The sequence below is a fragment of the Cytobacillus sp. OWB-43 genome (assembly GCF_034651445.1).
GTDB classification, from domain to species: Bacteria; Bacillota; Bacilli; order Bacillales; family Cytobacillaceae; genus Cytobacillus; species Cytobacillus kochii.
The window spans coordinates 1,735,329-1,760,203 of sequence record NZ_JAYEFF010000001.1 but is presented as its reverse complement, the minus strand read 5'-3'; the positions used below and the strand labels follow the sequence as shown (position 1 = coordinate 1,760,203).

24 protein-coding genes are annotated in these 24,875 nt (G+C 37.4%); 21 read left to right on the top strand and 3 right to left on the bottom strand.

Going from position 1 to position 24,875, the window contains the following annotated elements; all coding sequences use genetic code 11:
- Positions 1-148: 148 nt before the first annotated feature.
- From lepA to mtaB, 9 genes are all read left to right on the top strand, one after another.
- Positions 149-1,984, top strand: a complete 1,836-nt coding sequence (gene lepA / locus U9M49_RS08665; protein ID WP_095372505.1) for a translation elongation factor 4 — start codon at positions 149-151, stop codon at positions 1,982-1,984.
- A gap of 188 nt (positions 1,985-2,172) precedes the next feature.
- Positions 2,173-3,306, top strand: coding sequence for a radical SAM family heme chaperone HemW (hemW, locus tag U9M49_RS08660; RefSeq protein ID WP_322909605.1), 1,134 nt, complete (start codon positions 2,173-2,175; stop codon positions 3,304-3,306).
- 262 nt (positions 3,307-3,568) lie between these two features.
- Complete coding sequence (gene hrcA, locus U9M49_RS08655; protein WP_095372507.1) at positions 3,569-4,600, top strand: heat-inducible transcriptional repressor HrcA; 1,032 nt, start codon at positions 3,569-3,571, stop codon at positions 4,598-4,600.
- Positions 4,601-4,682: 82 nt separating this feature from the next.
- Positions 4,683-5,276, top strand: coding sequence for a nucleotide exchange factor GrpE (grpE, locus tag U9M49_RS08650; RefSeq protein WP_095372508.1), 594 nt, complete (start codon positions 4,683-4,685; stop codon positions 5,274-5,276).
- Positions 5,277-5,305: 29 nt separating this feature from the next.
- Entirely contained in the window at positions 5,306-7,141 is a 1,836-nt protein-coding gene (gene dnaK, locus U9M49_RS08645; RefSeq protein WP_095372509.1) for a molecular chaperone DnaK, read from the top strand.
- 694 nt (positions 7,142-7,835) lie between these two features.
- Entirely contained in the window at positions 7,836-8,957 is a 1,122-nt protein-coding gene (gene dnaJ / locus U9M49_RS08640) for a molecular chaperone DnaJ (RefSeq protein ID WP_307312851.1), read from the top strand.
- 22 nt (positions 8,958-8,979) lie between these two features.
- On the top strand, positions 8,980-9,918 hold the full coding sequence (prmA, locus tag U9M49_RS08635) for a 50S ribosomal protein L11 methyltransferase (RefSeq protein ID WP_307312852.1): 939 nt from the start codon (positions 8,980-8,982) through the stop codon (positions 9,916-9,918).
- Positions 9,919-9,976: 58 nt separating this feature from the next.
- On the top strand, positions 9,977-10,723 hold the full coding sequence (locus U9M49_RS08630) for a 16S rRNA (uracil(1498)-N(3))-methyltransferase (protein WP_281202237.1): 747 nt from the start codon (positions 9,977-9,979) through the stop codon (positions 10,721-10,723).
- Between the two features lie 6 nt (positions 10,724-10,729).
- Complete coding sequence (gene mtaB / locus U9M49_RS08625) at positions 10,730-12,073, top strand: tRNA (N(6)-L-threonylcarbamoyladenosine(37)-C(2))-methylthiotransferase MtaB (protein WP_095372512.1); 1,344 nt, start codon at positions 10,730-10,732, stop codon at positions 12,071-12,073.
- Between the two features lie 163 nt (positions 12,074-12,236).
- On the opposite strand, the gene U9M49_RS08620 is transcribed toward mtaB, so the two are convergent.
- Both U9M49_RS08620 and U9M49_RS08615 read right to left on the bottom strand, forming a co-directional pair.
- Positions 12,237-12,665: a hypothetical protein gene (locus U9M49_RS08620; protein ID WP_095372513.1), complete on the bottom strand. Its 429-nt coding sequence runs from the start codon at positions 12,663-12,665 to the stop codon at positions 12,237-12,239.
- A gap of 6 nt (positions 12,666-12,671) precedes the next feature.
- Positions 12,672-12,872, bottom strand: a complete 201-nt coding sequence (locus tag U9M49_RS08615; protein ID WP_157733932.1) for a helix-turn-helix transcriptional regulator — start codon at positions 12,870-12,872, stop codon at positions 12,672-12,674.
- A gap of 296 nt (positions 12,873-13,168) precedes the next feature.
- On the opposite strand from U9M49_RS08615, the gene deoC reads away from it, so the two are divergent.
- Complete coding sequence (gene deoC, locus U9M49_RS08610; protein WP_095372515.1) at positions 13,169-13,840, top strand: deoxyribose-phosphate aldolase; 672 nt, start codon at positions 13,169-13,171, stop codon at positions 13,838-13,840.
- 82 nt (positions 13,841-13,922) lie between these two features.
- Here deoC and U9M49_RS08605 read toward each other — a convergent pair whose 3' ends face one another.
- The gene (locus tag U9M49_RS08605; protein WP_095372516.1) at positions 13,923-14,849 is read right to left on the bottom strand and encodes a Na/Pi symporter; all 927 of its coding nucleotides are present in this window, start codon (positions 14,847-14,849) and stop codon (positions 13,923-13,925) included.
- Positions 14,850-15,078: 229 nt separating this feature from the next.
- Between U9M49_RS08605 and rpsU the strand changes: the two genes are divergently transcribed.
- The 11 genes from rpsU to U9M49_RS08550 all read left to right on the top strand — a co-directional run bounded on the left by rpsU (position 15,079) and on the right by U9M49_RS08550 (position 24,828).
- Entirely contained in the window at positions 15,079-15,252 is a 174-nt protein-coding gene (gene rpsU / locus U9M49_RS08600; protein WP_066201342.1) for a 30S ribosomal protein S21, read from the top strand.
- 16 nt (positions 15,253-15,268) lie between these two features.
- Entirely contained in the window at positions 15,269-15,712 is a 444-nt protein-coding gene (locus U9M49_RS08595; RefSeq protein WP_095372517.1) for a GatB/YqeY domain-containing protein, read from the top strand.
- A gap of 226 nt (positions 15,713-15,938) precedes the next feature.
- On the top strand, positions 15,939-17,255 hold the full coding sequence (locus U9M49_RS08590; RefSeq protein WP_095372518.1) for an NfeD family protein: 1,317 nt from the start codon (positions 15,939-15,941) through the stop codon (positions 17,253-17,255).
- 24 nt (positions 17,256-17,279) lie between these two features.
- Entirely contained in the window at positions 17,280-18,275 is a 996-nt protein-coding gene (gene floA, locus U9M49_RS08585; protein WP_095372519.1) for a flotillin-like protein FloA, read from the top strand.
- Between the two features lie 43 nt (positions 18,276-18,318).
- The gene (locus U9M49_RS08580) at positions 18,319-18,822 is read left to right on the top strand and encodes a hypothetical protein (RefSeq protein ID WP_095372520.1); all 504 of its coding nucleotides are present in this window, start codon (positions 18,319-18,321) and stop codon (positions 18,820-18,822) included.
- 73 nt (positions 18,823-18,895) lie between these two features.
- The gene (gene yqfC / locus U9M49_RS08575; RefSeq protein ID WP_095372521.1) at positions 18,896-19,180 is read left to right on the top strand and encodes a sporulation protein YqfC; all 285 of its coding nucleotides are present in this window, start codon (positions 18,896-18,898) and stop codon (positions 19,178-19,180) included.
- Between the two features lie 74 nt (positions 19,181-19,254).
- The gene (yqfD, locus tag U9M49_RS08570; RefSeq protein WP_095372522.1) at positions 19,255-20,448 is read left to right on the top strand and encodes a sporulation protein YqfD; all 1,194 of its coding nucleotides are present in this window, start codon (positions 19,255-19,257) and stop codon (positions 20,446-20,448) included.
- Positions 20,445-21,407 carry a PhoH family protein gene (locus tag U9M49_RS08565; protein ID WP_095372523.1) on the top strand — a complete coding sequence of 321 codons (963 nt, stop codon included), beginning with the start codon at positions 20,445-20,447 and terminating at the stop codon, positions 21,405-21,407. Before yqfD ends, U9M49_RS08565 begins: the two co-directional genes overlap by 4 nt.
- A 412-nt stretch (positions 21,408-21,819) precedes the next feature.
- Entirely contained in the window at positions 21,820-24,000 is a 2,181-nt protein-coding gene (locus U9M49_RS08560; protein ID WP_095372524.1) for an HD family phosphohydrolase, read from the top strand.
- A complete protein-coding gene (gene ybeY, locus U9M49_RS08555) occupies positions 23,997-24,467 on the top strand; it encodes an rRNA maturation RNase YbeY (RefSeq protein ID WP_095372525.1) in 471 nt (156 codons plus the stop codon). Before U9M49_RS08560 ends, ybeY begins: the two co-directional genes overlap by 4 nt.
- Positions 24,445-24,828 carry a diacylglycerol kinase family protein gene (locus U9M49_RS08550; protein WP_095372526.1) on the top strand — a complete coding sequence of 128 codons (384 nt, stop codon included), beginning with the start codon at positions 24,445-24,447 and terminating at the stop codon, positions 24,826-24,828. The genes ybeY and U9M49_RS08550 overlap by 23 nt, the downstream gene beginning before the upstream one ends.
- The last annotated feature ends 47 nt before the right edge of the window (positions 24,829-24,875 follow it).

Below are 24,875 nucleotides of genomic sequence, written 5' to 3'. Positions count from 1 at the left end.
CAATAATGATTGTAATCGTTGAGAGAAGGATCGTATCGTATAGAGACTTTGTGGAGCCCAGACAATTAGTGTACTTACTAGTGAAAACTGTTGTGAACCATACACATATGTGTGATTTGCGCTTTTATATAGGAGTGAAGAAAGTTACATGAACAGAGAAGAGAGACTGAATAGGCAATCTAGGATCCGTAATTTTTCCATTATTGCTCATATTGACCATGGGAAATCTACGTTGGCTGACCGTATTTTGGAAAAAACAAATGCCCTTACTGCGCGGGAAATGAAAGACCAGCTCCTAGATTCTATGGATTTAGAGAGAGAACGTGGCATTACGATTAAATTAAATTCTGTACAACTCAAATATAAAGCTAAGGATGGAGAAATTTATACCTTCCATCTAATTGATACGCCAGGGCACGTCGATTTTACATATGAAGTGTCCAGAAGTTTAGCTGCATGTGAGGGTGCAGTATTAGTCGTTGATGCTGCTCAAGGAATAGAGGCGCAAACGTTAGCTAATGTATACTTGGCATTAGATAATGATTTAGAAATATTACCTGTTATTAATAAAATAGATTTACCTAGTGCCGATCCAGAACGTGTGAGAAATGAAGTGGAAGAAGTCATTGGACTCGATGCTTCTGAAGCTGTTTTAGCATCTGCCAAAGCGGGAATTGGGATTGAAGATATTCTAGAGCAAGTGGTAGAAAAGGTTCCGGCACCTACTGGAGATCCCGATGCACCCCTTAAAGCGTTAATATTCGATTCGTTATATGATGCTTATCGTGGGGTTGTTGCTTATATCCGCGTCGTTGATGGAACGGTTAAAGTGGGCGACAAAGTTAAAATGATGGCTACTGGTAAAGAGTTCGAAGTGACCGAGGTTGGCGTGTTTACACCTAAATCGACACCAATGGATGAGCTTTCCGTTGGAGATGTTGGTTTCTTAACGGCAGCAATTAAAAATGTAGGCGATACACGTGTTGGTGATACGATTACAAGTGCAAAGAATGGTGCAACAGACCCGTTGCCTGGTTATCGTAAACTGAACCCGATGGTCTATTGTGGACTTTATCCGATTGATAGTGCGAAGTTCAATGATTTACGTGAAGCACTTGAAAAACTAGAACTGAATGATTCTGCTCTTCAGTACGAGCCTGAGACTTCCCAGGCACTTGGATTTGGATTCCGTTGTGGATTTTTAGGTTTATTGCATATGGAGATTATTCAAGAAAGAATTGAGCGCGAATTTAAGATTGATTTGATTACAACTGCACCAAGTGTAATCTATGATGTCATGCTAACAGATGGGACAGAGTTGAAAGTTGATAACCCATCAGATATGCCGGATGCACAAAAAATTGACAGAGTAGAAGAACCTTATGTAAAAGCAACGATGATGGCACCAAATGAATATGTTGGGGCGATTATGGAACTGTGTCAATTAAAACGAGGCAATTTCATTGATATGCAATATATGGATGAATCACGCGTGAATATTGTATATGAAATTCCTTTATCAGAAATTGTTTATGACTTTTTTGATCAATTAAAATCAAATACAAAAGGGTATGCGTCTTTTGATTATGAATTAATCGGTTATCGCCCATCCAAGCTAGTGAAAATGGATATTTTATTAAATGCAGAGAAAGTTGATGCCTTGAGCTTTATTGTTCATAGTGACTTTGCTTACGAACGAGGAAAAGTGATAGTTGAAAAATTAAAAGAACTTATTCCGCGTCAACAGTTTGAAGTCCCTATTCAAGCAGCTGTTGGACAAAAGATAATTGCTCGTTCAACAATAAAAGCGATGCGCAAAAATGTCCTTGCAAAATGTTATGGTGGGGATATTTCCCGTAAAAGAAAATTGCTTGAAAAGCAAAAAGAAGGGAAAAAACGCATGAAACAAGTGGGGTCGGTTGAAGTACCGCAAGAAGCATTTATGGCTGTATTAAAAATGGATGATAATAATACAAAGAAATAAAATAAATTGCTTTATTAGGATAGGTTAGGTATGCTTTCCCATAGGCGTATCCTAGCCTATTTTTTTCCGTTTTAAATTTTAAAATAGAAGCAGAAACAAAGAGACTAAAATTGGAAAGTCTAAAGATTGTTTTTGCTAGACTCATCACTAGATGATGAGAAACCTAAAAAAGTAAGGTTGTGAAAGTAATGATTCAAGCGGCATACCTTCATATACCGTTTTGTGAGCATATCTGTCACTATTGTGATTTTAATAAAGTGTTCTTAAAGGGACAACCAGTAGATGAGTATCTACAATATTTAGATAAAGAAATGGAAATTACGATGAACAGCAGCGACTACGCTCCTTTTAAGACTATATTTGTCGGAGGAGGTACACCGACTGCTTTGAATGAAAAGCAACTTGCAACTTTTCTAGAGTCAATTCGCAAAAGATTACCTCTTGCTGGTCAGTATGAGTTTACGTTTGAAGCTAATCCAGGGGACTTGTCATACGAAAAACTTAAGCTTTTGTATGATTATGGGGTCAATCGATTAAGCTTAGGTGTACAAACATTTAATGATCAATTGTTAGAGAAAATTGGTAGAGTACATCGGGCAAAAGATGTATATCAGTCAGTGGAATCAGCAAAAAAAGCTGGCTTTAAAAATATGAGTATAGACCTTATTTATAGTTTGCCTACTCAAACGATGGCAGACTTCCAAGAAACTTTAACCACTTCCTTTCAATTAGATGTTCAGCATTATTCTGCTTATTCTCTCATCATAGAGCCAAAAACAGTATTTTATAACCTTATGCGTAAAGGTAAACTTCATACCCCTGGGGAGGATGTTGAGGCAGCCATGTATGAGTTATTAATGGAAAAAATGAAAGAGAATGGCTTTGAGCAGTATGAAATTAGTAATTTTTCTAAACCTGGCTTTGAAAGTAAACATAATTTGACCTATTGGAATAATGAAGCTTATTTTGGGTTTGGTGCTGGTGCCCATAGCTATGTGGAAGGTTATCGTCGCTCGAATTACGGTCCTTTAAAAAAATATATGGAACCATTAGATCAAAATGAGTTGCCTATTATGGATAAACATGAAGTAACGAAGAAGGAGAAAATGGAGGAAGAAATGTTTCTTGGACTTCGGAAAACACAAGGTGTTTCTATGAAAGAGTTTAAGGATAAATACGATATAGATATTATGGAGGTATTTCGCGAAGAATTACTAGGACATGAACAGAAGTCTTTACTAGAAATAAAAGGTGATTCTATTCAATTAACAAAGCAAGGCCGACTGCTAGGCAATGAAGTTTTTCAATCATTTATTAAATGATTAGAACGGTAAAAGCTACCGCTCTATTTCGTTGATCAGGTGGTACGTAGAAAGAAGCAAAATATGTTGAAATCATTGTATTCTAAACAATGATCAAACGAGTGGTACATTCAACATTCTTCCTTGAATGATGGTTTGTTGTCTTTCTTTTAATAATTATGATGGAGATAAGGCGCAAATGATTGACACTCGCTCCTAGATTTGATAATTTATTATTAGATTTAGCACTCATTAAATGAGAGTGCTAACAGAGGTGATTACTGTGTTAACAGATCGTCAATTGTTGATATTCCAAGTGATTGTTGATGATTTTATTCAGACGGCACAGCCGGTTGGCTCAAGAACATTATCTAAGAAAGATGAAATTTCTTTTAGCTCGGCGACAATTAGGAATGAAATGGCTGATTTAGAGGAGCTTGGTTTTTTAGAAAAAACACATACCTCATCAGGACGAATACCTTCTGAGAAGGGGTATAGATACTATGTCGACCATCTTTTATCCCCGCAGCGACTAAATAAACGTGAAGTAGTACAAATGAAAAGTATTTTCAGTGATAAGATGTACGAATTAGAAAAAATTGTACAAAAATCAGCTAAAATCCTTTCAGAAATGACGAATTACACTTCAATCGTTTTAGGTCCGGCAGTGAAGGAGAATAGGTTAAAAAGAATTCAAATCGTTCCATTGAATGATCACACAGCCATTGCAATTATTGTGACAGATACTGGGCATGTGGAAAATAGAATGTTTCATTTTCCTGAATCCATGAACCCAGCAGATATTGAAATGATGGTAAATATTTTAAATGATCGTTTAGTGGGTGTACCAATTGAACATCTAAATCAAACGATTTATAAAGAAGTTGCCATAGTTTTACGCCAGCATATCCAACATTATGACTTTCTTTACCACTCAATTATCGATACGATTCAAATGCCTGCAAATGAGAAATTGTTCTTTGGTGGGAAAACGAATATATTAAGTCAACCCGAGTTTCATGATATAGACAAGGTAAAGGACTTACTTTATATGATTGAGCAGGAAGAAGGAATATATGATTTAATACGTAATCATTCCTCAGGTATTCGAGTGAAAATTGGTACCGAAAATAAAAATTCTGCGATGGATAATTGTAGTTTAATTACCGCAAGCTATTCTATTGGTGCAGAACAATTGGGAACGATTGCTATATTAGGACCAACCAGAATGGAATATTCCAGAGTCATCAGTTTGCTACAATTTTTAAGTAAAGGCTTATCTTATGAGTTGACAAGGCTGTATCAAAACGAATAACCCTGGAAATATTGAATAAGGGTGGAATTCGCTTCCACCCCTTTAACTATGAACCCAATAGCATTTAAGGGAGGTGAAAAAGTTGGCAGAAGAAAAAGAGACTCTACAAGAAGAGGTAAACAAATCCGAGCAAGAAAACATTCAACCAGAAGAAGTTTTTGGTGAAGCTGCTGACACTCAATCTGAAGGTGATTCATCTGAAGTAAATAGTGAGGTTTCTGCGCTGGAAGCTAAGGTGGCAGAGCTTGAGAAAAAGGTGGAAGAGGCCGATAATCGTTATTTAAGATTACAAGCGGATTTTGATAATAGCAGACGTCGTGCGAAGTTAGATCGTGAAGCGTCTGAAAAATATAGAGCGCAAAGCTTAGTATCAGATTTATTACCAGCCCTTGATAACTTTGAAAGAGCACTGCAATCTAATTCAGACGATAGTAGCGTGCAATCATTGCTACAAGGTATGGAAATGGTTTATCGCAGTTTAATCGAGGCGTTGAAAAAAGAAGGCGTTGAACAGATTGAAGCTGTAGGCCAAGTATTTGACCCTCAATTCCATCAAGCTGTTATGCAGGTGGAAGAAGAAGGCTACGATTCTAATGTAGTCGTTGAAGAATTTCAAAAAGGTTATTTACTGAAAGACCGTGTCATTCGACCGGCAATGGTTAAAGTAAATCAATAACTACATATTATGTAATGGAGGTATAGATCATGGGCAAAATTATTGGTATTGACTTAGGAACAACAAATTCATGTGTTGCTGTGCTTGAGGGCGGCGAAGCAAAGGTAGTTCCAAATCCTGAAGGAAATAGAACAACGCCATCAGTTGTTTCTTTCAAAAATGGTGAACGTCAAGTAGGGGAAGTAGCTAAACGACAAGCAATTACGAACCCGAATACAATTATTTCAATTAAACGCCATATGGGAACAGATTATAAAGTAGAAGCAGAAGGTAAAGAGCTTTCTCCACAAGAAGTATCTGCAGCTATCCTTCAATACTTAAAAGGCTATGCTGAAGATTATCTTGGAGAAACAGTTGATAAAGCTGTTATCACTGTTCCTGCTTATTTTAATGATGCTGAGCGTCAAGCGACAAAAGATGCGGGTAAAATTGCGGGGTTAGAAGTTGAACGTATCATTAACGAACCAACTGCTGCCGCACTTGCTTACGGTATGGATAAAACGGACGAAGATCAAACGATTTTAGTATATGACCTTGGTGGTGGTACTTTTGACGTCTCTATCCTTGAATTAGGAGATGGCGTATTTGAAGTAAAAGCAACTGCAGGTGATAATCGACTAGGTGGAGATGACTTTGACCAAGTGATCATTGACTACTTAGTGGAACAATTTAAAAAAGAAAATGGTATTGATTTAGCTAAAGATAAAATGGCTCTTCAACGTTTGAAAGATGCAGCTGAAAAAGCGAAAAAAGATCTTTCAGGTGTTACTTCTACGCAAGTTTCTTTACCATTTATCACAGCAGGTGAAGCTGGACCACTTCACTTAGAAGTTACTTTATCAAGAGCAAAATTTGATGAGCTTTCTGCAGATTTAGTTGAACGCACAATGGGACCAACTCGCCAAGCGTTAAAAGATGCTGACCTTTCTCCATCAGAAATTGATAAAGTCATTCTTGTTGGTGGTTCTACACGTATTCCAGCTGTACAAGAAGCGATTAAAAAAGAAACAGGTAAAGACCCACATAGAGGGGTAAACCCTGATGAAGTCGTAGCGATGGGAGCTGCCATTCAAGGTGGTGTCATCACTGGTGATGTGAAAGACGTTGTTTTACTTGACGTGACTCCACTTTCACTAGGTATTGAAACAATGGGTGCGGTATTCACGAAGCTAATTGAACGTAATACAACAATCCCAACATCTAAATCACAAGTATTCTCTACAGCTGCTGATAACCAATCTGCTGTTGATATCCATGTACTTCAAGGTGAACGTCCAATGGCACAAGATAATAAAACACTAGGTCGTTTCCAATTAGGAGATATTCCACCGGCACCACGTGGTGTACCACAAATTGAAGTATCATTTGATATCGATAAAAACGGTATTGTTAATGTTCGTGCGAAGGATCTTGGCACAAATAAAGAACAAGCTATTACAATCAAATCTTCAACAGGTCTTTCAGATGAAGAAATCGATCGTATGGTGAAAGAAGCTGAAGATAATGCAGAAGCGGATAAACAACGTAAAGAAGAAGTTGAACTTCGCAATGAAGCAGATCAATTAGTTTTCACTACTGAAAAAACATTAAAAGATCTTGAAGGTAAAGTAGAAGAAGCAGAAGTGACAAAAGCAAATGAAGCGAAGGATGAATTGAAAGCTGCCATTGAAAAAGGTGACTTAGAAGACATTCGCACGAAAAAAGATGCACTTCAAGAAATCGTTCAAGCTTTGACTATGAAGTTATATGAAGAAGCACAACAACAAGCACAAGCAGCTCAAGGTGCAGAAGGCGATGCATCTAAAAAAGCAGACGATAATGTGGTAGATGCAGAGTACGAAGAAGTAGAAGACGATAAAAAATAATTTTAAAGTCCTAACAAAAGTCAAAGTCAGGTATTACTTGGCTTTGGCTTTATTTTTGCATTAAAAAGTTCATTATTTAAGTGGCATTTGTTTTAGAAATAAGAAGTAAGGAAGCAATCGTCAGCTTACTTCTTATTTCTAAACTATAAACCACACTTTGTTAATGAAAAGAACATAAAATAGTCATAAAAATCATGTATCCTCACCCGTAGAGGTGAAATAAAGTGGACGAACTGCTTTCGCTTTTTTATGATCTAGCTGCAGGTGCCATCGGCTTGAGGTCATAAGTCAAAGCTGTGTCTATGAGGTAAGAACAACCTCATAGCCAACCTCACCTTATGCTTGTCGCTCCAGAGCAAGCCGCTTCCGCTTTCTTATTGTCTAGCTGCAGCGGCATGGAGCTCGAGGTCATAAGTCAAAGCTGTCTATGAGGTAAGAACAACCTCCTAGCCAACCTCGCCTTATGCTTGTCGCTCCAGAGCAAGCCGCTTCCGCTTTTCTTATTGTCTAGCTGCAGCGGCATGGAGCTCGAGGTCATAAGTCAAAGCTGTCTATGAGGTAAGAACAACCTCATAGCCAACCTCGCCTTATGCTTGTCGCTCCAGAGCAAGCCGCTTCCGCTTTTCTTATTGCCTTTTGGGTTGGTGGGATGATACAATTATTTTTATGTGAAATGGATCGGGGAGTGGTAATCATGGATAAAAGAGATTACTATGAAGTCCTAGGCGTAAGTAAAGGTGCGTCTAAGGATGAAATAAAGAAAGCATACAGAAAATTATCGAAGAAGTATCATCCGGATATTAATAAAGAACCGGGTGCGGATGAAAAGTTTAAAGAAGTGAAAGAAGCTTATGAAGTATTGAGTGATGATCAGAAAAAAGCTCATTACGATCAATTTGGTCATACAGATCCAAACCAAGGTTTTGGTGGTGGAGGTGGCTTCGAAGGCTTTGGTGGCTTTGAAGATATCTTCAGTTCTTTCTTTGGTGGAGGATCAAGAAGAAGAGATCCGAATGCACCGCGCCAAGGTGCTGATTTGCAATATAATATGACGGTATCTTTCGAAGATGCCGCTTTTGGTAAAGATACTGAAATTGAAATTCCACGTGAAGAAACGTGTGAAACATGTAATGGTTCAGGCGCGAAACCTGGGACGAAACCTGAAACGTGTAAACATTGTCATGGTTCCGGTCAATTAAATGTAGAGCAAAATACACCGTTTGGTAAGATTGTCAACCGTCGTGTATGTAATTATTGTAACGGTACAGGCAAAGAGATTAAACATAAATGTTCAACATGTGGTGGCGACGGTAAAGTGAAAAAACGTCGCAAAATCAGTGTGAAAATTCCAGCAGGTATTGATGATGGTCAGCAACTTCGTGTATCTTCTCAAGGGGAACCTGGTGTAAACGGTGGACCAGCAGGTGATTTATATGTTGTTTTCCACGTTCGTGCACATGAGTTCTTTGAGAGGGATGGCGACGATATTTATTGTGAAATGCCAGTTACATTTGTGCAGGCTGCACTTGGGGATGAAGTAGAAGTTCCAACACTTCACGGCAAGGTTAAGCTCAAAGTACCAGCAGGAACACAAACAGGTACAAAGTTCCGTCTAAAAGGAAAAGGTGTAGCTAATGTGAGAGGTTATGGTACTGGTGATCAACATATTATTGTTAGAGTGGTAACACCGACGAAGTTATCAGATAAACAAAGACAGCTATTAAATGAATTTGCAGAAGTGAGTGGCAAAGTACCTCAAGGTGAACAAGAAGATGGGTTTTTCTCAAAAGTAAAGCGTGCCTTTAAGGGTGAATAAGTGAAATGGAGTTGGTAGTAAGATGAAATGGTCAGAGATTAGTGTTCACACGGCGAACGAAGCAGTTGAGCCGATTTCAAATATTCTTCATGAAGCAGGTGCAAGTGGTGTAGTGATTGAAGATCCATTTGAATTGACGAAAGAACGAAGAGATCAATACGGCGAAATCTACCAGCTCGATCCACATGATTATCCAGAGGAAGGCGTAATCGTTAAAGCATATTTACCGATTAATAGCTTTTTAGGCGAAACAGTAGAAGAAATAAAGAATGCCATTAGTAACCTTTTATCGTTTAATATTGATATTGGTAAAAATGAGGTCAGTATTAGTGAAGTGAACGAAGAAGAGTGGGCGACTGCTTGGAAGAAGTACTATCACCCTGTGAAAATCTCTAAACGATTCACGATTGTTCCAACTTGGGAAGAATATACACCAGTAAGTAGTGATGAACTCATTATTGAATTGGATCCAGGAATGGCATTTGGAACAGGAACTCATCCAACAACAGTGATGTGTATTCAAGCACTAGAGCATATTGTTACATCTGGTGATCATATTATCGATGTGGGAACGGGGTCAGGAGTACTCAGTATTGCTGGAGCGATGCTCGGTGCAGAGAATATTACTGCACTCGATTTGGACGAAGTAGCTGTACGTTCAGCGAAAATCAATATCAAGTTAAATAAAGTGCAGGATATTGTTGAAGTCTCTCAAGGTAATCTGTTAGATAATATTACTGTACAAGCTGAAGTAGTAGTCGCCAATATTTTAGCAGAAGTAATTGTAAGTTTTACAGATGATGTCGCGCAAGTGGTGAAACCAGGAGGTCATTTTATTGCTTCTGGCATTATTCAGCAGAAAAAACAGGCTGTCAAAGAGGCGATGATTTCAAGTGGTTTTGACATTGTTGAGACAATTCAAATGGAAGATTGGGTTGCCATTATAGGTAAAAAGAAGTAATGTACTAGGGGGAGTCATGAATTCCCCCTATTTATTCGTTTAGTAAGGGGTTATATATATGCAACGATATTTTGTGAATCATAGAGAAAATGATCATTTTTTTATTACAGGTGATGATTATCACCACATTACCCGCGTAATGAGGATGAATGTAGGTGACGAAATTATTTGTGTAGACCCTGACGGAAAAGCAGCTCAATGTAAACTGGTTAACATTACCTCTGAAGTGGTAGAGTTAGAAGTTGTACAATGGATAGAGAAAAATGTCGAATTACCTGTTGATGTTACCATTGTGAGCGGATTGCCTAAAGGGGATAAGCTCGAATGGATAATACAAAAAGGCACCGAACTTGGCGCCCATCGGTTTATCCCTTTTATGTCAGCTCGTTCCATTGTAAAGTTAGACGAAAAAAAGGCGAATAAAAAGAAAGATCGTTGGCAAAAGATCGCTAAAGAAGCGGCCGAGCAGTCTCATCGCATCATAGTACCACATGTGTATGGACCACAGTCCTTACAGCAGTTACTAGAAATAAGTAAAAATTATGATTATAAATGTGTCGCTTATGAAGAAAGTAGTAAACAAGGTGAATCATCGGCTTTTCACCAAGTACTCAAGGGTATGTCCCGGGGAGACTCTTTATTATTTATTTTTGGGCCAGAAGGTGGCCTGACAGAAAAAGAAATAACGCTTTTAGAGGATGAAGGGTTTATTTCTTGTGGATTAGGACCAAGAATATTAAGAACTGAAACAGCACCTTCCTATGTACTTTCAGCTGTTTCTTATCATTTTGAATTAATGGAGTGAAGATATATGCCATCAGTAGCTTTTCATACACTTGGTTGTAAAGTAAACCATTATGAAACAGAAGCCATCTGGCAATTGTTTAAAGAAGAAGGATACGATCGTGTCGGTTTTGAATCTACCTCTGATGTGTATGTGATTAACACATGTACGGTTACGAATACTGGTGATAAAAAAAGCAGACAAGTCATTCGTAGAGCCATTCGAAAAAATCCGGACGCTGTCATTTGTGTAACAGGATGCTATGCCCAAACATCTCCGGCAGAAATCATGGCCATCCCAGGTGTGGATGTTGTCGTTGGAACACAAGACAGGAAGAAAATGTTAGGGTATATTGAGCAATATAAAAGTGAACGTCAACCGATTAATGGTGTCGGAAATATTATGAAAAATCGGGTTTACGAGGAACTAGATGTTCCGGCCTTTACAGATAGGACGCGTGCTTCATTAAAAATACAAGAAGGTTGTAATAACTTCTGCACTTTTTGTATCATTCCTTGGGCTCGTGGCTTAATGAGATCTAGAGACCCCAAAGAAGTGATTCATCAAGCGCAACAATTAGTGGAGGCTGGTTACAAAGAAATTGTCTTAACCGGGATACATACTGGCGGTTATGGCGAGGATCTTAAGGATTATAATCTAGCTATGCTACTAAAGGATTTAGAAGAACAGGTTAAAGGCATTAAACGGATTCGTATATCCTCTATTGAGGCGAGTCAAATTACGGATGAAGTGATTGAAGTAATTAGAAACTCTAAGGTTGTTGTCCGTCATCTGCATATTCCGATTCAATCAGGATCGGACACAGTATTAAAAAGAATGCGTCGAAAGTATACGATGGCGTTTTTCGCTGAACGTATTGAGCGTTTAAAAGAAGCCTTACCTGGTTTAGCAGTTACTTCAGATGTCATTGTCGGTTTTCCTGGTGAAACAGAAGAAGAATTTATGGAGACGTATGATTTTATTAAAAAACATAAATTCTCAGAGCTTCATGTTTTTCCTTATTCAAGTAGAACAGGCACACCAGCAGCACGAATGACTGATCAAATTGATGAAGAAGTTAAGAATGAAAGAGTTCATCGCTTAATTCATTTATCTGATCAACTAGCGAAAGAGTACGCAAGTCGCTTTGAAGATGAAGTACTCGAGATCATCCCTGAAGAAAAATACAAAGATGCGCCAGACGGGAATTTGTATGTAGGCTATACGGATAATTACTTAAAAGTGATTGTGCCTGCAACAGAAGAGATGGTAGGTAAATTAGTCAAAGTGAAGATAACAAAAGCAGGTTATCCATATAACGAAGGGCAATTTATTCGTGTCATGGATGAGATGAAAGAAAAAGCAGTATAAACGATTAGAGCTGACCGTTCATTGACCGGTCAGCTTTTTTTACTGCATTTTTATTCCGTAAGAAAAATAGCCGGAGTAAGGTAAATGGTGAATCTAGGAAAACGAATGAAACCCTAAGTAATTCTTTATTTTAGGTGATCCCTTAATAGGTTATTTTTCAATTTTATTCGGATTCTTTATCTTGTCGATTTTTTCTTAAGTAATAGATATAAATGATTGGAATTAGGCCACAAATAAATAGAATAGCACCCACAATTACTCCATTCATGATAGAAAATCCTTGTGTGAGAGATACAAAAAAACCAACAACTGTTGTAATCAAAATAAGAATTACTAATGAAATAATTAGACTTTTCCGGGGGTTTATCTTATTATCTTCATGGTCTGCACTAATACTCATTGATAAATAGGCTGAAACAACTGCGGTTATTATAAATACTGTCCATAGTGGGTTTTTTCTCATTTCATCTAACCCACCTGTAACTAAGTCATAACCTAAAATTCCAAGAATTCCAATGGTCTGGATGATAAATGCAATACGTATATTTTTTAAATTTTGTAGAACTAAACGTTCATCTGTGATTTTTTTCATATATTATCAGCCTCCTTTTTCTATCCAAAATACTTCATCTAAAGTTTTATTAACTGCGTAACATATATCCAAACATAACTTGAGAGAAGGGTTATACTTACCCTTCTCAATTAAACTGATGGTTTGGCGAGTAACACCTATCTTTTCTGCAAGTTGTTGTTGTGTTAAATCTACTTGTATACGAGAAATCTTAACCTTATTATCCAAATATTGTATCACTCCTTTTATAAACGTAACATATATTTTACATTTTTCAATATATATATTACATGAATAATAGCTTTTCAATATAAGGATAATAAAAGTCCTGGGAATAAATAATGTCCTTAACATCTTGTAAAACAGTCTTATTATCTTTTGGAACCTAAATTAAAACAGTTTTTCTCATTTTACTAAAGAGAATCTCGATATTTCATTCATAAAATGATATGATAACAGAGGTACGGACAACTAGCAGAAGAATTAAGTATAAAAGCATTTTATAAAAAAAGGAGAGTTCATTGATGACAAATAATATAGCAAAAATGATTGATCATACATTATTGAAGGCTGATGCAACGGTTGAGCAAATTAATACTTTATGTAACGAGGCAAAAGAGAACGGTTTTGCTTCTGTATGTGTAAATCCAACATGGGTTTCACAAGCGGCTAAACTTTTACAGGGATCAGATGTGGCTGTTTGTACAGTCATTGGCTTCCCTTTAGGTGCATCGGATAAAGAAGTTAAATCTTTTGAAACAACACAAGCCATCAAACAAGGGGCCACAGAAGTTGATATGGTTATTAATATTGGCGCACTTAAAAGTGGGAAATTAGAAGTTGTGGAGGAGGATATCCGTGCAGTTGTGGAAGCGGCAGATGGTAAGGCTTTAACAAAAGTGATTATCGAAACTAGTTTGTTAACAGATGCTGAAAAAGTAATTGCATGTCAATTGGCTGTTAAAGCAGGAGCGGATTACGTTAAAACATCAACTGGTTTCTCAACGGGTGGCGCGACTGTTGCTGACGTGAAATTAATGAGAGAAACGGTAGGTCCCGATATTGGCGTCAAAGCTTCTGGTGGAGTGAGAAGTGCAGAAGATGCACAAGCAGTTATTGATGCTGGTGCGACTAGAATCGGTGCAAGCTCAGGCATTGCTATCGTAAATGGATTAACAAGTACAACAGATTATTAATCTAGTTGTTGAAAGAGAGGCGGACATTCTGAATGTTCGTCTCTCTTTTTAACTGTGGTGTATATTAGCACAACGATATTCACTACTTTTTACGGTCATGTAGGCGAATAATCAAGTCACTAAAAGGTTTGGCAAAAGGTAGAACGAGAAGTGAAGTAATGACATTAAAAAGGACACCAACATGAGCAAGTTGCCTATCAATTTGGTCTGCTGAACCAATACCGAAATTTGTTAGCAGCTCAATAAAAGGATAGAAGAGAAGAACACCTATAATATTCAACCAAATGTGAGCATAGGCAGTTAACTTTGCTTCTCTACGTCCACCGATACTGGCGAGATATGCGTCAGCGCATGTGCCGATGTTGGAACCAAGCATAATAGCAATCGCTGTACTAAGGTCCATCCCACCTGCTGTTAAAAATCCCATTAGAATACCTGTAGTGGCAGTGCTTGACTGGATAATCGCAGTAAGAACAATACCGGTTATTACGGCTAATAATAGACTTTGATCTAATGTAATAAGAAAATCTTTTACCCATGGGGTTTCTTTAATGGTAAAAGCTAAATGTTCAAACCCCCTCATAGCAGCAAATACGCAAGCAATACCCATTAATCCAATGCCGATACTCTGAAAGGATCGCCTCCTGATGAATGCACATAACATGCCGATTATAGCAATCGGTAAAATAAAAGATTCTATATCGAAAGTAATTAACTCCGTTGTGATAGTGGTGCCAATGTTTGTCCCTAAAATAATACCAATCGTTTGGCGGAAAGTAAGTAAGTGTACGGCAACTAAACCAATGGTAATAATCATAACTGCGGAGCTACTCTGCATAATAGCAGTTAAGATAATGCCAACCATCATCCCTTTAAGAGGTGTATTTGTAAACTTAGTTAACCAGCGTTTAGTTGAATCTGCTGATAAATAGAATAGCCCTTTCCGCAATAAAGTCATGCCAAAAATAAAAACAGCAATCATTATTATAAAAATGAGTAATGAAGTCATGCTTTGTCCCTCCTAGGAAAGCATATGGTGAAAAATTGAGGGACATGCATAGGAAGAATCAAAAAATTAAATAATAAAAATAAATAAGACAAACGTACATTTATCTTTAAACAGCGAAAGACTAGGTGAAATACAGTTGACCTCACACCGCTGTTATATTATAATTGCAAAGTACATGGTATTCCATGTTGACATGTAAGTGTGTTGTGCTCGGAGGGAGGGAAAGAGAATGTCTAAAACCGTCGTTCGTAAAAACGAATCGCTTGAAGATGCTCTTCGTCGCTTCAAACGTTCAGTATCAAAAACTGGTACTTTGCAAGAAGCAAGAAAGCGCGAATTCTACGAAAAACCAAGTATCAAACGTAAGAAAAAGTCTGAAGCTGCAAGAAAGCGCAAGTTTTAAGAGAGGGTGTATGTAAGTGAGTCTTCTCGAGCGTTTAAATGAAGATATGAAACAAGCGATGAGGAACAAAGAAAAAGATAAGTTAACTGTGATTCGGATGATCAAAGCTTCATTGCAAAATGAGGCGATCAAGGAAGGAAAAGATCTTACCGAGGATCAGGAACTTACTGTCCTTTCTCGCGAAGTAAAGCAACGCAAGGATTCCCTCCATGAATTTGACAAGGCAGGTCGTGAAGATCTAGTTGAAAAAATTCGTACTGAATTACAGTACGTAGAGTTATATATGCCTGAGCAGCTCTCTGATGAAGAGGTATCTGCTATCGTCAAACAAACCATTGCCGATACAGGCGCTACATCGAAAGCTGAAATGGGTAAAGTGATGTCAGCCATTATGCCAAAGCTAAAAGGTAAGGCAGACGGTGCACTTATTAATAAACTTGTACAACAACACCTTTCATAAAAAGATGTACGGAAAGACCGGAGCTTTCGAGCTTACGGTCTTTTTATTTTGTCTAAAAGATGCCATACTAGTAGTAAGGTTTCTTTTATATATATTACATAGTCACACTTTTTTACTTTATGTAATTATAAATAATCAAAATAAGAAAAGAAAAATGAAACCTTTTCACGCGTCAGCCGTATAACTATCATAGGTATTTCTGTAAAAGGGGGGAGGGGAGAAGAGAATGAGAAAAGCGACAATCATCCTTTCATTTTTATGGGCATTTTTCGTAATGATGACACCGATCAGCAAGGCTGATAACGAGGTTGTGTATGTCGTACCAATAGAAGATACTGTTGAAAAAGGATTGCATGCTTTTATCAATAGAGCGGTGACTACAGCTGAAGAAAATCAAGCAAGTGCGATTATTTTCGAAGTAAACACGCCTGGCGGTGAAGTAGAAGCAGCTAAGGAAATTGGCAGAGTATTAACATCTACAAATATTAAAACGATTTCATTTGTAAATAAACAAGCATTGTCAGCTGGTGCGTATATTTCATTAAACATGGATGAGATTTATATGACGCCCGGGGCTACAATGGGATCGGCGGCGATTATCGACCAAGAAGGCAACACAGCTGACAAAAAAGCAGTTTCAGCATGGTTATCTGCTATGACTGCAGCTGCTGAACAAAGTGGGAGAGATCCAGAAATTGCTCAAGCAATGGCAGATGATTCAATCGATCTACCTGAATTAGGTGCACCAAAAGGAAAGCTATTGACATTAACTGCTAGTCAAGCAGACGAGGTAGAATATTCAGAAGGAACATTTGCTACGCAAGCAGAGCTTTTAGAACATTTAGGTTATGAAGATGCAGAAGTAAGGTCTATCGAGGAAAGTTTTTCTGAGAAATTGGCTAGATTCATTACACATCCAATCATCGTGCCTATTCTTCTTTCTATAGGAAGCATTGGATTATTGCTAGAGCTCTATTCTCCTGGTTTTGGTATTCCAGGTATAATGGGACTCACAGCTCTTGGTTTATTTTTCTATGGTCATATGGTTGCTGGATTTGCCGGGTATGAATCACTCATTGTATTTATTATTGGAATTGGGTTAATTATCGCAGAGTTTTTCCTCCCAGGTGGTATCGCCGGTGTGTTGGGGATTGCTGCAGTAATTGGGAGTTTATTCATGGCTGGGGCTGATGTGCAACAAATGGCAACCTCCATTATGATTGCGGCTATATTATCTATTGCGGTTTCTATTCTAATGGTAAAGGTGTTTGGTAAAAAAATGAAATTTTTCAAAAAACTAATTTTAAGCGATTCTACAAATACTGAAAGAGGATACATCTCAAATAAATCCCGTTCAGAGCTAATTGGAAAACAAGGTTATGCTTTAACAGGGTTACGTCCATCAGGAACGATTGTCATTGAAAATGAAAGAATTGATGTCGTTAGTGAAGGTGGATTTATTAAAAAAGATGCAAAAGTGGAAGTCATAAAAGCAGAGGGCTCGAGAGTAGTCGTCCGTGAATTAACAAATTTAGATAAATAACCAAGTATTTTAGGAGGTAATTGAATGGAACCTATTTCTATTATGACGATCGTAATTGTGGTATTAGCAATTATTGCTCTTGCCATACTCTTCACATTCGTACCAGTTATGCTGTGGATCTCAGCATTAGCAGCAGGTGTTAAGGTAAGTATTTTCACCCTTATTGGAATGAGATTAAGACGAGTAATTCCAAGCCGCGTAATTAATCCATTAATTAAAGCACATAAAGCAGGATTAGAAGTTCATACCAATCAACTTGAAAGTCATTATTTGGCAGGTGGTAATGTAGATAGAGTAGTGAATGCTTTAATTGCAGCGCATCGTGCCAATATGGAATTAAGTTTTGAAAGAAGTGCGGCGATTGACCTAGCTGGTCGTGATGTACTTGAAGCAGTTCAAATGAGTGTTAATCCAAAAGTAATTGAAACACCATTTATTTCTGGTGTAGCGATTAATGGTATCGAAGTGAAAGCAAAAGCAAAAATTACTGTAAGAGCCAATATTGACCGACTAGTCGGGGGTGCTGGAGAAGAAACAATCATTGCCCGTGTTGGTGAGGGGATTGTCTCTACAATTGGTTCATCTACAAGACATACAGAAGTATTGGAAAACCCAGACATGATCTCTCAAACTGTCCTTGCTAAAGGGTTAGATGCTGGTACAGCATTTGAAATTCTATCCATTGATATAGCTGATGTGGACATCGGTAAAAACATTGGTGCAGAATTGCAAACAGAGCAAGCGGAAGCTGATAAAAATATTGCCCAAGCCAAAGCGGAAGAACGTCGTGCAATGGCTGTTGCCAAAGAGCAAGAGATGAAAGCGAAAGTTGAAGAGATGAGAGCGAAAGTTGTGGAAGCAGAATCTCAAGTTCCTTTAGCGATGGCAGATGCATTAAAAAGTGGCAATATTGGCGTGATGGATTATATGAATATCCAAAATATTGAAGCTGATACAGAAATGAGAGACTCGATTAGTAAAGTATCAGATGACTCAAAACAAGGGCCGAAGAAAGATTGAATGTCCTAATCGGACTCACCTCTAGAGGGGAGTGTTGTATCTCATGATTGATTTTTTGTTGGAAAATCCTTTATTATTGGTTTTTCTTATCGGGATCATTACTTCCTTATTTGGTAAGAAAGTAAATGACCAGCAGTCAGACAAACAGAAGCAGCCACGTGGAAAGTCTGTCGAAGAGCAAGAAGAAGCTAGGCGTCAGATGATGGATGCAGAGAAACAAGAAGAAGGGCCACCTGTTTATGATCGCAACGAAGAGAAGTTAAAACGTTACGCGAAGGCTACTATGCAAGAAGCTGGTGTAGAAGTCTCGGATCGTAAAAAAGAAGCAGAAGAGCGACTGGCTGATTTAAGAAAACAAAAAGAAGAAGCGCAAAAACGAGCAAGTGCCTTCCTTTCAGCAACAAAAAATAAAAATGTGGCCAATAACAATGTAGATCAACCTAGTATGAGAGTCTCTAATAAACAATTAGTTGACGCGGTTGTTTGGTCAGAAATTCTCGGACAACCGAGATCAAGGAACCCACATCGAACGATGAAAAGAAAATAAAATTTGCTGTTGAATTCAGTGCTAGAACCATCCTTTCTCTCATACATATGAGATGAAAGGGGGTTCTTTTTTTATGGCAAAAAAATGGGGAGAACGACTAAGAAGCTGGATGACAAAAAATATGGAACTTCCTCAAGATGTCATGATGGATTTGCCCCGCATTACTATGATTGGACAAATTCATATTTATATTGAGAACCACCGCGGTTTACTTGGTTTTTCAGATAAAGAAGTAAGGTTGTTATTAGAGCATGGTCAACTGCTCATTAAAGGGAATAACTTTGTTATTAAAACAATTATGCCTGAAGAAATCTTATTGCAAGGAACAATTGATCAAGTTCTTTTTGTAGCTGAGTAAATTTGATGTGGGAAGGGTCGCTATTCTATTACAAGGTTAGCGATTTCCACCTGCTCAAATATGAGGAGGATAAGATGAAAAATCAATGGCTCTTTTTTTTAAAAGGAATCGTCACAGTTAGGACAAGCGGTAGAGGAAGTGAAAGATTTTTAAATACTTTAACGAGAGCTGGTGTATCCATTTGGAATGTTAAAGCCCATGGAAGCCAAGTGCTTACATTTCAAATGAAATTAGATGATTTACCGACTTTAAGACAATATGCAAGAAGTGCCGACTGCAAATTTGAGTTTGTCGGCCGCAAAGGATTGCCCTTCATGAAAAAGCGTATGCTAAGGAATAGTGGATTCTTATTAGGGGCAATAGCTTTCTTAGTTGTAGTTATTTTGTTGTCAAACATGGTATGGGGGATCGAAATTAAAGGAGCAAATCCAGCAACAGAATATAAGATGGAAAAAGAGTTAGAGAAAATTGGTGTAAAAAAAGGGAAGCTACAATTCTTTATAGATACACCTGAAGGTATACAACGGTATTTAACAGAAAATGTGAATGAAATTACTTGGGTCGGTGTGGAGTTGAAAGGGACAACCTATCATCTTCAAGTGGTAGAAAAAAATGAACCAAAGAAAACAGAGTTATTAAGTCCGCAGCATTTAGTGGCAAAGAAAAAAGGAACCATTATCGGTATGTTTATTGAAGAGGGAGAAGCAAAGGCGAAAATTAATGACTTTGTAAAACCAGGTCAATTATTAGTTTCAGGCCTAATTGGAAATGATGAAAGAAAGAAGATAGTGCCTGCCAAAGGGGAAGTATTAGCGGAAACGTGGTATAAAGCGAATGTAGCTTATCCATTAGAGAAAAAGTCCAAAGTATACACTGGTGATCAAAAAGTGAAAAATATATTGGAGCTTGGATCATTAAAGATTCCTTTTTGGGGCTTTGGAAATATAGGTTTTGACCACTATGTAAAGGAAGAGGACAAGCGGCAAGTTAAATTTCTAAAATGGGAGTTACCGATTGCAGTTACAAAAAACATCTACAGAGAAGCAGAAGAGATGACACAAGTTTATACAGAAAAAGAGGCGATTGTAGAAGCGAAGAAATTAGCTAGAAGTAAAATTAAAAAGCAGCTAGATGAAGATGCTACCATTAAAGGGGAAAATGTTTTGCACCAAACGATAGAGAATGGTAAAGTTAAATTATCAATACATTTCCAAATTATTGAGAATATTGCTGAGGAACAACCAATAATCCAAGGAGATAAAGAATGACAGAAGATTTAAAGACATTAAATGTACAATTTGAAAACCCAAATGAAGCCATTGCCCTCTTAGGTAATGGTGACACAAATATTAAACTAATTGAACAACAGTTATCGGTATCAATTGTAACAAGAGGCGAATCTGTTTATGTATCAGGTGAGAAAGAAACTGTGGCCATTGCAGGTGACGTAATTGAGCAACTTCTTTACGTTATTAGAAAAGGTATTCAAATTAGTGGTAGGGATATTATTTACGCATTAGAGATGGCAAGGAAAGGTACACTAGAATATTTCAAAGAACTTTATGAAGAAGAAATAATGAAAAATGCAAAAGGTAAATCGATTCGAGTTAAAACCTTAGGTCAGCGCCAATATATTATGGCTATGAGACAGAAAGATTTAGTTTTTGGTATTGGTCCTGCAGGAACGGGAAAAACCTACTTAGCTGTTGTAATGGCAGTGAATGCCCTTAAGAATGGACAAGTGAAAAAAATTATTCTTACTCGTCCAGCTGTAGAAGCAGGAGAGAGTTTAGGGTTTTTACCAGGTGACTTAAAGGAAAAGGTCGATCCGTATTTACGTCCTTTGTATGATGCGCTTCATGATATACTTGGAGCAGAGCATACAGAAAGGTTAATTGAAAGAGGAACAATTGAAATTGCCCCACTTGCTTATATGAGGGGACGTACGTTAGATGATGCTTATGTTATTTTAGATGAAGCGCAAAACGCAACACAAGCGCAAATGAAAATGTTCTTAACACGTTTAGGTTTTGGATCAAAAATGGTTATTACTGGTGACAAAAGCCAAATCGACCTTCCTCGTGGGGCTAGATCGGGTCTCGTGGTAAGTGAACAAATATTAAATGGTGTTTCTGGAATTGGTTTTATTCATTTAGAACAAAGTGACGTTGTCAGACACCCGCTTGTTGCAAAAATCATTCAAGCATACGAAGAAAATGCTGAATAAATGGCTGTTTTAGCAACACAATCAGGAACAAATTCTGCTTTTTGGATCAGAGTTTGTTCTTTTTTATCGTGAACTATAAATGATCCGACATTATGATTATTTTAATGATACATATCTTATTAAAATAATCATAAATGGGAAGAACTTGTAAGGTGAAATGCTTAAGCCAAAAGTGGGGTATGTGAATATGTAAAGGAATAATACTCGCTCTTTCTTGATTTCTGCTGACAATCTCTCGAGCTAGGAGTGATTGTTATTTGGAGTATATGGAAGAATAGGGTAAGATAAGGATGATTACATATTGTCATCAATTAAAAATATTAGTGTAATTTTGAAAAAAAACTGTTATGATTTTACATAATTAAGGAAGAAAAGAATTTCTCAGAGATACTTAGGATTGGAGGTCTCGTTAATGGATAAACTCCATCACTACATACATAAAATTAGAAATTTATTAAAAATGACATTTGTGAGGGTTTTGCTCTTTGTTCTACTTGGAATCATTATGTACGCAACAATGTTTTCAAATGTACGGCCAGAGAAATTGGAATTAAGTCTTTTTTCTGTAGCAGAGCAAACGATTCGTTCGCCGGTTACGATTGAAGACAAAGAAAGTACCGAAAAGAAAAAGAAAGAAGCTGAAAACCAGGTTGAGGACGTTTATGTTGTAAAAAAAGAAATTGCACAAAACCGAGTGGATCTCATAACATCAATTTTTGATACCGTTTCTGCAGTAAATGAAGAAGCAGCGGAGGAAAACGAGCAAGCTTCAGAAAAGGCGAAAGAAAGTGAAAAGGATGAAAAACCAAAGCTTGTTAGTCTTGATGAGAAACTTGAGCGCACAAAATCACAATTAACAGAAGAAGTAACGAAGGAAATCTCAGATAGCGTATTGAGAACGTTATTAGAAGCCAGCCCTAATCAATTATCAATTGCAAAAGATGTTACAATTACAGAGATTAATCACGTTATGCAACAAAGGATCCCTGCTGATGGGGTAGAGAATGCTAAAAAACGTGTGCAAGATCAAATTAGCTTAACATCACTCAACAATACTTTAAAAACTGCGATGGTGGAGCTTGGTAGGTATGCTATTTACCAGAATGAATTTTACGCTCCGGAGGAAACGCAAGAGAAACGACAAACAGCTGTTGAATCTGTTGAACCAGTCAAAATATTACAAGGACAAATACTTGTTGAGCAAAATCAACTCATAAGTAGGGAAGTCTATCGTCAACTTGAACTAGTAGGCATGTTAGATAATGAGAATTCTATCCAACCATTTATTGGACTAGCGCTAGTTGTTCTCATCATTCTAGCAGCCACATATTATTATTTTTATGAGCTTGATAAGCCACAAGAAGTAAAGCAAAATTTCTTATTAGTCTATAGTATTGTTTTCATCATTTCCTTACTACTAATGAAGGGGATTAGCTATATACAGGCATTTGAGTATTCTGATATACTCTATATATTTCCTGCTGCAATGGGTTCGATGTTGATTAAAATACTTATTAGTGAAAAACTTGCCCTTTATTATTCAGTAATTATTGCTATTTGTGGCTCCCTTATCTTTAATGGGTCTATTACTGGAAGTTTTCATGTGACTGCTGCCATTTATATAACTTGCAGTGGAATAGCGGGCGTATTATTTTTAAGTAAACAAAACCAACGATCAAAAATTTTACAAGCTGGCTTACTTGTTTCCGTTGTAAATATTCTAGTGATTTTAGCACTGCTATTGCTAAGAAATGGTCAAGTGGATCTTGTAGAGTACAGTTTTTATATGGTTTCTGGATTTATATCAGCCATTTCCGCAGCTGTTTTAACAATCGGGTTCTTGCCATTTTTTGAGGCAGGCTTCGGTATTCTTTCTGCAATGAAGCTAATAGAGCTATCGAGCCCTAATCATCCGCTCTTAAGAAAGATTTTAACAGAGGCGCCTGGAACATATCACCATAGTGTAATGGTTGCTAATCTGTCAGACTCTGCCTGTGAAGCTATTGGTGCCAATGGACTTCTAGCGAGAGTTGGTTGCTATTATCACGACATAGGGAAGACAAAAAGGCCACAATTCTTTATCGAAAACCAAATAAACATAGACAACCCACATGATAAGCTGCCACCATTGACGAGTAAAAATATTATTATTGCACATGCGCAAGATGGTGCTGATTTGTTAAGAAAGCATAAAATGCCAAAAGAAATTATTGACATTGCTGAACAACATCATGGCACGACTTTACTTAAATTCTTTTACTACAAAGCAAAAGAAAGTGGAGTTGAAGTGAAAGAGGAGGATTTTCGCTATCCTGGTCCAAAGGCACAAACAAAGGAATCGGCTGTGATCGGTATAGCTGATAGCGTTGAGGCAGCTGTGCGCTCTATGTCTCATCCTACTCCAGAACAAATTGATGGTCTTATTCGTAAAATCATTGCTGACCGACTGCAAGATGGGCAGTTAAACGAATGTGATTTAACATTAAAAGAGTTAGAGGTTGTAGCAAAATCATTTAATGAAACATTGAATGGTATTTTCCATTCACGAATTGAATATCCAGAAATGACGAATCAGAAGGTGACACAAGCATGACATTACACATTGACTTTATTGATGAAACAGAAGGACTTACAGAGACGCAAACAAGAGAGATTGAAAACCTTCTACAATTTGCAGCTGTAAAAGAAGTGGTTGAAGAAGATACGGAGATTTCTATTACGTTTGTTGAAAATGAGCGCATACAAGAAATCAATCGTGAATATAGAAATAAAGACAAGGCTACAGATGTGATTTCATTTGCAATGGAAGAAATGGGGGAAGGGGAAATCCCTCTTATCGGAGAAGGGTTGCCTCGCATGTTAGGCGATATTATCATCTCTATTCCTAAAGCAGTGGAACAAGCAGAAGAGTATGGACATAGTTTTATGAGAGAATTAGGATTTTTATCTGTACATGGTTTCCTACATTTACTTGGATATGACCATGAAACAACCGAGGAGGAGAAAATAATGTTTACTCGGCAAAAGGAAATTTTAGATGAATTCGGATTACAGAGATAAAAATTCACGTAAAAAACAATCATTAGTCTCGTCATTTTATTTTGCATTTATCGGGGTCATTACCGCTTTAAAAGCGGAACGAAACTTGAAAATCCACTTTGTGATGACAGTACTAGTCATTTTTTTCGGTATTATTTTTGAATTGACTAAAACAGAATGGCTGTTGATAAGTTTTGCAATAGCTGGGATGATTGCACTTGAGTTAATGAATACAGCTATAGAGCGTGTCGTTGATCTTGTGACAACAGAGCAGCATCCTTTGGCGAAGCAAGCAAAAGATATTGCAGCTGGAGCAGTTCTTATTTATGCCGTTTTAACCGTGATCATTGGCCTTTCTATTTTTTTACCAAAGATCCTTTAAGTGTATAGCCGCAATTGCGGTTATATGCTTTTTTTGTTTTTTAAAAC

What these genes read in the sequence shown, in the direction of transcription:
- lepA (WP_095372505.1), top strand. Translation starts at nt 149, where the DNA reads ATGAACAGAGAAGAGAGACTGAATAGGCAATCTAGGATCCGTAATTTT.
- hemW (WP_322909605.1), top strand. Translation starts at nt 2,173, where the DNA reads ATGATTCAAGCGGCATACCTTCATATACCGTTTTGTGAGCATATCTGT.
- dnaK (WP_095372509.1), top strand. Translation starts at nt 5,306, where the DNA reads ATGGGCAAAATTATTGGTATTGACTTAGGAACAACAAATTCATGTGTT.
- dnaJ (WP_307312851.1), top strand. Translation starts at nt 7,836, where the DNA reads ATGGATAAAAGAGATTACTATGAAGTCCTAGGCGTAAGTAAAGGTGCG.
- prmA (WP_307312852.1), top strand. Translation starts at nt 8,980, where the DNA reads ATGAAATGGTCAGAGATTAGTGTTCACACGGCGAACGAAGCAGTTGAG.
- U9M49_RS08630 (WP_281202237.1), top strand. Translation starts at nt 9,977, where the DNA reads ATGCAACGATATTTTGTGAATCATAGAGAAAATGATCATTTTTTTATT.
- mtaB (WP_095372512.1), top strand. Translation starts at nt 10,730, where the DNA reads ATGCCATCAGTAGCTTTTCATACACTTGGTTGTAAAGTAAACCATTAT.
- U9M49_RS08620 (WP_095372513.1), bottom strand. Translation starts at nt 12,665, where the DNA reads ATGAAAAAAATCACAGATGAACGTTTAGTTCTACAAAATTTAAAAAAT.
- deoC (WP_095372515.1), top strand. Translation starts at nt 13,169, where the DNA reads ATGACAAATAATATAGCAAAAATGATTGATCATACATTATTGAAGGCT.
- U9M49_RS08605 (WP_095372516.1), bottom strand. Translation starts at nt 14,849, where the DNA reads ATGACTTCATTACTCATTTTTATAATAATGATTGCTGTTTTTATTTTT.
- rpsU (WP_066201342.1), top strand. Translation starts at nt 15,079, where the DNA reads ATGTCTAAAACCGTCGTTCGTAAAAACGAATCGCTTGAAGATGCTCTT.
- U9M49_RS08590 (WP_095372518.1), top strand. Translation starts at nt 15,939, where the DNA reads ATGAGAAAAGCGACAATCATCCTTTCATTTTTATGGGCATTTTTCGTA.
- floA (WP_095372519.1), top strand. Translation starts at nt 17,280, where the DNA reads ATGGAACCTATTTCTATTATGACGATCGTAATTGTGGTATTAGCAATT.
- U9M49_RS08580 (WP_095372520.1), top strand. Translation starts at nt 18,319, where the DNA reads ATGATTGATTTTTTGTTGGAAAATCCTTTATTATTGGTTTTTCTTATC.
- yqfC (WP_095372521.1), top strand. Translation starts at nt 18,896, where the DNA reads ATGGCAAAAAAATGGGGAGAACGACTAAGAAGCTGGATGACAAAAAAT.
- yqfD (WP_095372522.1), top strand. Translation starts at nt 19,255, where the DNA reads ATGAAAAATCAATGGCTCTTTTTTTTAAAAGGAATCGTCACAGTTAGG.
- U9M49_RS08565 (WP_095372523.1), top strand. Translation starts at nt 20,445, where the DNA reads ATGACAGAAGATTTAAAGACATTAAATGTACAATTTGAAAACCCAAAT.
- U9M49_RS08560 (WP_095372524.1), top strand. Translation starts at nt 21,820, where the DNA reads ATGGATAAACTCCATCACTACATACATAAAATTAGAAATTTATTAAAA.
- ybeY (WP_095372525.1), top strand. Translation starts at nt 23,997, where the DNA reads ATGACATTACACATTGACTTTATTGATGAAACAGAAGGACTTACAGAG.
- U9M49_RS08550 (WP_095372526.1), top strand. Translation starts at nt 24,445, where the DNA reads ATGAATTCGGATTACAGAGATAAAAATTCACGTAAAAAACAATCATTA.